We start from the raw sequence: 9,404 nt of genomic DNA, 5'->3' as shown, positions 1-9,404 counted from the left end.
TAATTCTGAAGTTTAGCTAAATGAGAAAGCGCCCTCTGGTAACGGAGGGCGCTTTCTTATTTGTATAGGTAAAGGCTATACGTCAAACATTGCGAGTGCCAAAGCATAAAAATTAACTTTTGCACAAACTCTAGGTAAAATACATAAGCCTCATCCTTTTTCTTTAAGATCATGGGCAACACTTTTGGTCATCTATTTCGTATAACTACTTTTGGTGAATCTCACGGCGGTGGTGTGGGGGTTGTGATTGATGGTTGTCCTCCACAACTAGAAATTTCGGCAGAAGAAATTCAAGTAGAATTAGATAGAAGGCGTCCGGGACAAAGTAAAATTACCACACCTCGCAAAGAAGCCGATACTTGCGAGATTTTATCAGGTGTATTTGAAGGCAAAACACTAGGAACGCCTATAGGAATTTTGGTACGGAACAAAGACACTCGTTCCCAAGACTACGACGAGATGGCCGAGAAGTATCGCCCTTCTCACGCGGATGCAACTTATGATGCAAAATATGGCATTCGTAATTGGCAAGGCGGGGGTAGATCGTCAGCGCGTGAGACAATTGGCAGAGTAGCAGCAGGTGCGATCGCTAAAAAAATTCTCCGTCAAGTTGCTAATGTCGAAGTTATCGCTTACGTCAAGCGCATCAAAGACTTGGAAGGTGTAGTCGATCCAAATACCGTTACCTTAGAACAAGTAGAAAGCAACATCGTTCGCTGCCCCGATGCTGAATGTAGCGATCGCATGATTGAATTAATTGAACAAGTTGGGAGACTTGGTGATTCTATCGGCGGTGTCGTAGAATGTGTAGCGCGTAACGTGCCGAAAGGTTTGGGCGAACCAGTATTTGATAAATTGGAAGCTGATATCGCTAAGGGTGTGATGTCTCTCCCTGCTAGCAAAGGCTTTGAAATCGGTTCCGGTTTTGGCGGGACGTTGTTAACCGGAATTGAGCATAACGACGAATATTATATTGATGAAAATGGTGAAATTCGCACTGTAACTAACCGTTCTGGTGGTATTCAGGGGGGAATTTCCAACGGGGAAAATATCATTTTACGAGTTGCATTTAAGCCAACGGCGACAATTAGAAAAGAGCAAAAAACAGTAACTCGTGAAGGAGAAGAAACCCTATTGGCTGCGAAAGGACGACACGATCCTTGTGTGTTACCGCGTGCAGTTCCAATGGTGGAGGCGATGGTGGCGCTAGTGTTGTGTGACCATTTGTTACGACATCATGGACAGTGTAAGGTGTTGTAGGGATTGTACGTGGACTTTCATAAAATATTTATGCTTCGAGGGTGGGTGTCTGACTCGCCCTTTTTTATCTGTATTGCTATAGTAGCGGATAACACATTTAACTACGTGCGATCGCATCTACTAGCAATATGGTTCAAGAGTCTCAAAATCGCTTAAAACACTTTGCTGCTTTAAAGTCCAAGTACCAAGCAACTAATTATCCCGATTCATCACCCTCTAGTCTTCTTTATCTCATCCTGCGAAAAGTTGACTTAGGAATTCAACTAACTACACTAGAAATTGAATGGTTGAGAGAACATGAGCTTGAATTTATATGTCAAGAAGAGCAAGATAAATTAAAGGACTTTGTAAATTTAGGGGTTGAATTCTCAAAATTAAAGTCTAAGTACAAAGCTACAAAGCATGGTACTTCCTGGCAATCTAGTCATCTGTATTCTATACTTTGGAAAATTGATTCAGGGAATTTACTTACTGATTCAGAAGTTCAATGGCTGAGAGAAAATGATTTATCTGAAGCGAAGAAGATTGCTCAAGAGATGAAGAAGATTGCTCAAGAGAAGCATAAGATTGATCAAGAGAGAAACCGATTTACTCAACTCAAATATAAGTACAAAGCTACTCAATATCAAAACTCATATCTTGATAGTTTCTTGCATCAAATACTAAAAAAGTTAGAAGTTACAGAACGTTTAAGTGATTCTGAATATAATTGGCTGCTTAATAACCAACTCTTGGAAACAGCAGAAATTTTTAAGCAACAGGAGTCAGTAAAAGAAGCTCAATTTGCTGAGTTAAAAGATAAATACCAAGCGATTAAACATTCAGATTTATCATTATCCAGTCCACTATATCCAATACTGCAAAACATTGACGCAAAAAATAATTTGAGTGGTTCAGAAATTAACTGGTTAGAACAGCAAGGATTTAGCGAAACAATTGCGATTGCTCAAGAGTTAGAACAAACACGAGAATTTACTGCCTTGAGAGCTAAGTATAAGGTCACTCATTATGATGATTTATCGCCTAAGAGTCACCTGTATAAAGTTCTCAAAAAACTTGATTTCTCACATCACTTAGGTGAACAGGATATTAACTTCTTGAGAAAGCATAAGCTGACTAAGACAATAGAAATTTATCACGATAAATACGCTAGTAATCTCAAGTTAAATATAGAATCAGGAAAAGCTCTAAATGAATTAGAAATTGAGTGGCTGAAAATTAATGGACGAGAAAATATAATTATTCTCGCCCAACAAAAGCACTTTGCAGCTTTGAAATTAAAATATGATGTTTTAGCTTATCAAGATAAATCACACACTAGTCTTTTATACACAATTTTGCAAAAACTTGAATTAAAAGAGCGACTTGAACCAACAGAGTTTGCTTGGCTACAAGAGACTAAAATTAAAGTGCCTCAACCAACAGCTAATTATTATAGCTGGCAAAAAGAGCCTAAGTATCAAGAGAAGAATTTAGTCTCTGGTAAAATTTGGATTGCTTACCACACAATTGAAGCAAATTTCTATGAGCAGGAGTTTAAGCGCACTGACAACAAATGGAACTTAGCAAATGCTAGTAGTCATTGGCGCAAAGCAGATAAACCAGAACAGGCATTGCAACTGACTAACAATTTAGAATTCGACAACATCAAAGAAAATAAACTCAAGTCAGCTTTGCTAACTAGCAGAGGTGGAGCCTTTCGAGATATTGAAAAATTAGATAAAGCAGAAAATTGCGCTCGTCAAGCTATTGAGTATCAGCCAAAAAGCCATCACCCTTACACCTTGATGGGAGCTATTTGTTTTGAACGGCATCAATATTCAGATGGTGAGTATTGGTTTCAAGAAGCAATCAAACGTGGGGCTAATCCTAGAGATATGGATTCTGAAATCAAGCGAGTAGTGAAAAATGCTAAGGATGAAAATAAGCGTCGGCAAGTGATAAACTACCTACTAAATAAAGATCCACAACGCTATGCTTGGGCGAAGTCTTATATCAAAAAGCCAAAGAATAAAATCTGAATCAAAAAATAAAATTACATTAGAAAACTAAAAAAGAACCTAAGTAAAATTTAATGTAATGCAAGTGTTCCTCTAGCGTTACACTACAAATGAATTGATATGGTTGCATCGCATGGATTTTCTAACGATTCTAGGATTAGCTGCCGCCACAATAACCACAATCTCTTTTTTGCCGCAGATGTTTAAAACTTGGCAAACAAAATCAGCAAAAGATGTTTCTTTGGTGACGCTGATTACATTCATAAGTGGTGTTTTTTTGTGGCTAATCTATGGAATTTATTTACAATCTTTGCCAATTATTCTTGCTAACGCTATAACATTGATTTTTAACTTAATTATTCTATGGCTTAAAATTAAATATAGATAAACTTGCCCCTAACAAACACCTGTGACATCATCTGTATTCGACTCTGAACGCCTTCTATTTACACCTACCGCCCCAGACACCAACGCTATCCCCATAATCTTCGCCTTTCCCAACGAGTACAGCGTAGGTATCACTAGCCTTGGCTATCAGGTAGTGTGGGCAAGTTTTGCAATGCGTGATGATGTGCAGGTGAGTCGCCTGTTTACAGATACTCACGAACAACTCCCCAGAAAGCCGGAAATTGTAGGATTTTCTATTTCGTGGGAACTGGATTATGTGAATATTCTAAATTTGCTGGAATCTTTAGAAATTCCCATTCGAGGAACCTCTCGTGATGATTCTCATCCGATAATTTTTGGTGGTGGCCCCGTTCTTACTGCTAACCCCGAACCTTTTGCAGATTTTTTTGATGTCGTTTTACTGGGAGATGGCGAAACCCTGTTAGGGAATTTTCTTGAGGCTTACAAAGAAGTAAGAAATGCCTCAAGACAAACTCAACTAAAAAGACTTGCACAAATACCAGGAATTTATGTACCCAGTTTGTATGAGGTGGAATATAACACAAGAGATGGTGAAGTAAAGTCAATTAAACCAATTTCTCCCGAAATTCCCGCAGTGGTGCAAAAGCAAACTTACAGAGGAAATACCCTATCGGCTTCTACTGTAGTCACCGAAAAAGCAGCATGGGAAAATATTTACATGGTGGAAGTTGTAAGAAGTTGTCCAGAAATGTGCCGCTTTTGTTTGGCGAGTTATCTTACACTGCCTTTTAGAACAGCCAGTCTTGAAGGTTCGTTAATTCCAGCGATCGCAAAAGGTTTAGAAGTCACAAATCGGCTAGGATTATTAGGGGCTTCAGTTACTCAACATCCAGAATTTGAGGCTTTGCTAGATTATATTAGTCAGCCAAAGTATGATGATGTCCGTCTCAGTATTGCTTCAGTGAGAACTAATACTGTAACAGTCCAATTAGCAGAAACTTTGACGAAACGAGACACGCGATCGCTTACCATTGCAGTAGAAAGTGGTTCCGAGAAAATCCGGCAAATCGTCAACAAAAAGCTGCATAACGACGAAATTATTCAAGCAGCCATAAATGCCAAAGCTGGCGGATTAAAAAGCTTGAAACTCTACGGAATGGCAGGAATTCCTGGTGAAGAAGCAGAAGATTTAGAACAAACCGTGGCGATGATGCGTAATATCAAAAAAGCTGCGCCGGGATTGCGCTTAACATACGGATGCAGCACCTTTGTGCCCAAAGCACATACACCATTTCAATGGTTTGGGGTAAATCGCCAAGCAGAAAAGCGGTTGCAGTTTTTGCAAAAACAGCTAAAACCACAGGGGATAGAGTTTCGCCCAGAAAGCTATAATTGGTCGATTATACAGGCTTTGTTATCGAGAGGCGATCGCAGACTCTCCCAACTCCTCGAACTTACTCGCGACTTTGGCGATTCCTTGGGTAGCTACAAACGTGCTTTCAAGCAACTCAAAGGACAAATCCCCGACTTAGATTTCTATGTCCACGCCGAATGGTCAACAGAACAAGTATTACCCTGGAGTCACTTGCAAGGGCCTCTGCCACAGTCTACACTACTAAAGCATTTGGCTGATGCTCAAAGTTATATCAATCCATCTCCAAAAGAATTACAGCCAGTACTGGGGGCTAGGAACTAGAGACTGGGGACTAGGGACTGGGAATTAAAAGTTAATATTCGATATTCTAATGCCCCATGCCCCATGCCCAATACCATTGAATTCATAGCTGAAAACTTGATGCAAAACACAGCTGAGTATTACTGCGCCTATTGCGGCGAACCGAACTTAACTTTTATTGATTTGAGTGCTGGAGGACAGCAATCTTACGTTGAAGATTGTCAAGTTTGTTGTAACCCAAATATTTTGTATGTGCGGGTTGATGAAGATACCCTAGATATCGAGATTGACACCGAGTCCGAAAGTTGAATTTTAGCTTTTTCTTTCCATGCTGCACTTTAAACATTCCTCAATAATTAATGCCTCACCAGAAGTAGTTTGGAAATTTCACGAAAGGCCAGATATTTTGCAACTGTTGAATCCCCCTTGGCAGCCAGTCCAAGTGGTTCGTCGTGAAGGAGGGCTAAACGTGGGCGCTATCACAGAATTTCGCCTATTTCTTGGTCCATTACCTTTAACTTGGTTAGCGCGTCATACTGAATGTGAAAAATATCGCCTGTTTACCGACGAACAGATATCTGGGCCTTTTGAATCTTGGATACATCGACATGAATTTGAACTGGAAGCTGGCAAAACTAAGCTCACTGATGCTATTTCTTTTTCTATGCCTGGCGGAGGAACAGTTGAATTTGTCAGTGGTTGGTTAGTGCAAGTCCAACTAGAAGCAATGTTTCGCTATCGCCACTATGTAACGAAACGAGAATGTGAGTAACAATAGCAAAATGTGCTGGTAGCAAAAATTAATTCTCTTGATTTTTCAACCCTTGCCGCGAAACCCACTTTATCAAACTAGGAAATAAGCGATACAAAGCTTGCGATAAATTCGCAGAACCAACCATCACTTCTGACTTCTTATTCTTGACTGCATCCCAGATAGAATTTGCCACATCTTCAGGCTTTTCCACCACCGGATTTTTCAGCACATTCTCAAGCTGTCCACGACGAGTTTGAGTATCTTGCTCATCCTTGCCCCGAAAAACTGCCCGTTCCATGAAAGTGAGATGGGTCAGTGACATCGCAAGTAACCGTTAATGGTGCTACACGGCCAATGCTTTGCACCTCCTGCACTAAGGCTTCAAACGGTCAGGATAACGAGCTGCAAGTACCAAGTCATATCTTTGCCGGGCAAATAAAAGAGCCGTTGCTTTGCCAATGCCTTCAGAAGCACCTGTAATCAGTACCGTAGGAGTCATACTTTAAGTCTGAAAAACCTATTTACTGTTTATTAGTCTCGGTAAGAACACTCCAGAAACCTTCTAACTTCCGTTAGATTTTTTCTCAGATGCAAAATATTTTTTTAGTAATATGACAAGTTTTCATGAGCAATTATTTGGTAAAAATACCTCTGATCTATAGGCTAATAAAAGCTATTATTGAACTTTTGTTAGATAAATATTTCCTAAACTCCTTAAAATCTCATTCTTTAGAGTTGCTTCTACTTTGAAACTAGAGACAGATAGCGCCCAAGAGTTAAGTTAAGTAATATGAACTAAGTAAATAGCTTCTTAAGGGAACTTAACAATGGCACTTTATCCTAGTGATAAAACTGAGACGGCATACAATGGCAAAGACCGCAATGCTGGTGATCTTGGGCTAACTCCTCAGTCTGAACTTTGGAACGGTCGCTTGGCTATGATCGGTTTTCTAGCTTACTTACTTTGGGATCTCAATGGTTATAGCGTAGTGCGGGACGTACTTCATCTCGTCTCCTAAACTCCCCGCTAATTATTGACCATTTTTGTTGCAGGCTAAGATTATATCCAAAGTATCAAAGATAAGACACTGGTTATAGTAGATACTAACTTTTCCAGTGCCTTTACTTGTATCACTCAACCTTCCAACCGAAAACAGTTTTTAGACTAGCAGTTGCTTGTGTAATACTAATTAAAGTATCTTAATATTTATACATACTTTTGAGCATTGGCATTGTCCAGTGTAAAACATTGACCACTAACAGATTTTCTCGGTTAGTTGTTTTTGTCATAACTATATATATTTTTGGAATTTTCACCTGAATGCTAGGCGGAGTAAAAGCGTGATCCAGTTAGAACAACCACCCAGTCATCAAACAAAACTGACTCCAGTAGTGAGAAGTAAATCTCAGTTTAAGGGGCTTTATATTGCTATTGTCATTGTTAGCGCATGGGTGATTAGCCTGAGTTTATTACTTACCCTTGATATCTCCAAGCTAAAATTTTGGATGTTATTCCCTGTTATATTATGGGAAACATTTCTATATACCGGATTATTTATTACATCTCATGATGCTATGCATGGGGTAGTATTTCCCCAGAACCCCAAAATTAATCATTTTATTGGAACATTGACCCTATCCCTTTATGGTCTTTTACCCTATCAAAAATTATTGCAAAAACATTGGGTGCATCACCACAATCCAGCAAGTCAAATAGACCCAGATTTTCATAATGGTAAACACAAAAACTTCTTTGCTTGGTATTTTAATTTTATGAAGGGTTACTGGAGTTGGGGGCAAATTATTGCTCTGACTCTTATCTATCAATTTGCTAATCGCATCCTTCATATACCTCATGCTAATCTAATAACCTTTTGGGTGCTTCCTTCGCTTTTAAGTTCATTCCAATTATTTTATTTTGGTACTTTCCTTCCACATAGCGAACCAAGCGGAGGCTATATTCAGCCTCATTGTGCCCAAACTATAAGCCGTCCAATTTGGTGGTCATTTATCACGTGCTATCATTTCGGCTACCACGAAGAACACCACGAGTATCCTCATATTCCTTGGTGGCAGTTACCAGAAATTTACAAAGCGAAATAGTTCTTGTTTTTCTAATAAATTAAGTGGGCGTGAATAATTAAAGGTTTGTAGTCAGTGTATCCAGCACTTAAAATAAGTCTGAAGCTGCTTACTAAGAGCAAATTTATTCTGCTTATTGATGTTAATTAATAATTCTCGTGTTGTAACTTATAGCCCTGCTTATACAATCGTTCCCACTTACGAGTGCTTTAATCGGTGTAGCTACTGCAACTTTCGCAGCGAACCGGGTAAAAGTCCCTGGATGAGTATTTCAGATGCAGACAGTATTTTAAAACCACTTCAAAACGAAAAAGTTTGTGAAATCCTCATACTTAGTGGTGAAGTACATCCCCATTCGCCAAAGCGTCAGGCCTGGTTTGACCGGATTTATGATTTGTGTGAATTAGCGCTTTCAATGGGGTTTTTACCTCACACAAATGCAGGGCCACTGAGTCTTGAAGAAATGCAAAAGCTTAAGCGTGTGAATGTTTCTATGGGGCTGATGTTGGAACAGTTAACGCCAACATTGTTAAATAGTGTACATCGGCACGCACCGAGTAAATTACCAGAAGTGCGTTTACAACAATTGCAATGGGCGGGAGAGTTGCAGATTCCCTTTACAACTGGGTTACTATTGGGAATTGGGGAAACTATAGATGATTGGTGGGAAACATTAACAGCTATATCTCAACTGCATCAACGTTATCACCACATTCAAGAAGTTATCTTGCAACCTCATAGTCCAGGATATCAGCAAACCTTTGATGCACCACCTTTTGATCCTCATCAGTTACCAGAAGTAATTGCTAAAGCACGTCAGATTTTACCGCCAGATATTACTATTCAAATTCCGCCGAATTTAGTTAAAGATGACCAATGGTTACTCGCTTGTATCGAAGCTGGTGCGCGAGATTTGGGTGGAATTGGGCCAAAAGATGAAGTCAATCCTGATTATCCTCATGTTCAGGAACAGGCATTAAGAGAAATTTTACAGCCCGCGGGGTGGGAATTGCTGCCCCGTTTGCCAGTTTATCCGCAATTTGATAGCTGGTTGTCGGGAGAATTACAAACAGCAGTGAAGCACTGGCGCAAGACTCTAACCCCAGTTTCTCTTTTATAAGAATAGGGAAGTAAAGATTTTCCCATTTCGTAGTAGTTTTTTTGTTGACGAGTATTTGAGGTGCGTTCATCCACCTTTGAACTCCATTAATGAACCTCTGAACTCCATTAATGAGCCTTTGAACTCCGTTAATGAACCTCTGAA

The 9,404-nt window shown here is 39.6% G+C and carries 9 protein-coding genes and 1 pseudogene; 9 read left to right on the top strand and 1 reads right to left on the bottom strand.

Annotated elements, in window-relative coordinates; all coding sequences use genetic code 11:
* The first annotated feature begins 171 nt into the window (after positions 1-171).
* The 6 genes from aroC (at position 172) to RMY27_RS20765 (ending at position 6,076) form a co-directional block, all read left to right on the top strand.
* Positions 172-1,260 carry a chorismate synthase gene (aroC, locus tag RMY27_RS20790; protein ID WP_322666339.1) on the top strand — a complete coding sequence of 363 codons (1,089 nt, stop codon included), beginning with the start codon at positions 172-174 and terminating at the stop codon, positions 1,258-1,260.
* A 287-nt stretch (positions 1,261-1,547) separates the two neighbouring features.
* Positions 1,548-3,281: a hypothetical protein gene (locus tag RMY27_RS20785; RefSeq protein ID WP_322666337.1), complete on the top strand. Its 1,734-nt coding sequence runs from the start codon at positions 1,548-1,550 to the stop codon at positions 3,279-3,281.
* Positions 3,282-3,393: 112 nt separating this feature from the next.
* A complete protein-coding gene (locus tag RMY27_RS20780; RefSeq protein WP_322666335.1) occupies positions 3,394-3,648 on the top strand; it encodes a SemiSWEET transporter in 255 nt (84 codons plus the stop codon).
* Positions 3,649-3,669: 21 nt separating this feature from the next.
* Positions 3,670-5,325 (top strand): radical SAM protein, encoded by a 1,656-nt coding sequence (locus RMY27_RS20775; protein ID WP_322666333.1) that lies wholly within the window; start codon positions 3,670-3,672, stop codon positions 5,323-5,325.
* A gap of 99 nt (positions 5,326-5,424) precedes the next feature.
* The gene (locus tag RMY27_RS20770; protein WP_012411100.1) at positions 5,425-5,613 is read left to right on the top strand and encodes a CPXCG motif-containing cysteine-rich protein; all 189 of its coding nucleotides are present in this window, start codon (positions 5,425-5,427) and stop codon (positions 5,611-5,613) included.
* 19 nt (positions 5,614-5,632) lie between these two features.
* Positions 5,633-6,076 (top strand): SRPBCC family protein, encoded by a 444-nt coding sequence (locus RMY27_RS20765; protein WP_322666331.1) that lies wholly within the window; start codon positions 5,633-5,635, stop codon positions 6,074-6,076.
* A gap of 28 nt (positions 6,077-6,104) precedes the next feature.
* On the opposite strand, the pseudogene RMY27_RS20760 reads toward RMY27_RS20765, so the two are convergent.
* Positions 6,105-6,557, bottom strand: a pseudogene (locus RMY27_RS20760) (SDR family NAD(P)-dependent oxidoreductase).
* A 328-nt stretch (positions 6,558-6,885) separates the two neighbouring features.
* Here RMY27_RS20760 and RMY27_RS20755 point away from each other — a divergent pair.
* The 3 genes from RMY27_RS20755 (at position 6,886) to cofG (ending at position 9,260) form a co-directional block, all read left to right on the top strand.
* The gene (locus RMY27_RS20755; RefSeq protein ID WP_322666329.1) at positions 6,886-7,077 is read left to right on the top strand and encodes a chlorophyll a/b-binding protein; all 192 of its coding nucleotides are present in this window, start codon (positions 6,886-6,888) and stop codon (positions 7,075-7,077) included.
* Between the two features lie 322 nt (positions 7,078-7,399).
* A complete protein-coding gene (crtW, locus tag RMY27_RS20750; protein ID WP_322666328.1) occupies positions 7,400-8,161 on the top strand; it encodes a beta-carotene ketolase CrtW in 762 nt (253 codons plus the stop codon).
* Positions 8,162-8,279: 118 nt separating this feature from the next.
* Positions 8,280-9,260 carry a 7,8-didemethyl-8-hydroxy-5-deazariboflavin synthase subunit CofG gene (cofG, locus tag RMY27_RS20745; protein WP_322666327.1) on the top strand — a complete coding sequence of 327 codons (981 nt, stop codon included), beginning with the start codon at positions 8,280-8,282 and terminating at the stop codon, positions 9,258-9,260.
* Positions 9,261-9,404: the final 144 nt, after the last annotated feature.

This window comes from Nostoc sp. DedQUE09 (genome assembly GCF_034530915.1).
Classification (GTDB): Bacteria; Cyanobacteriota; Cyanobacteriia; order Cyanobacteriales; family Nostocaceae; genus Nostoc.
The sequence above is the reverse complement of the archived record's forward strand: the minus strand, read 5'-3'. Positions and strand labels throughout refer to the sequence as shown.

Coding starts and splice junctions, on each gene's coding strand:
- aroC (WP_322666339.1), top strand. CDS start 172: ATGGGCAACACTTTTGGTCATCTATTTCGTATAACTACTTTTGGTGAA.
- RMY27_RS20780 (WP_322666335.1), top strand. CDS start 3,394: ATGGATTTTCTAACGATTCTAGGATTAGCTGCCGCCACAATAACCACA.
- RMY27_RS20770 (WP_012411100.1), top strand. CDS start 5,425: ATGCAAAACACAGCTGAGTATTACTGCGCCTATTGCGGCGAACCGAAC.
- RMY27_RS20765 (WP_322666331.1), top strand. CDS start 5,633: ATGCTGCACTTTAAACATTCCTCAATAATTAATGCCTCACCAGAAGTA.
- RMY27_RS20755 (WP_322666329.1), top strand. CDS start 6,886: ATGGCACTTTATCCTAGTGATAAAACTGAGACGGCATACAATGGCAAA.
- cofG (WP_322666327.1), top strand. CDS start 8,280: ATGTTAATTAATAATTCTCGTGTTGTAACTTATAGCCCTGCTTATACA.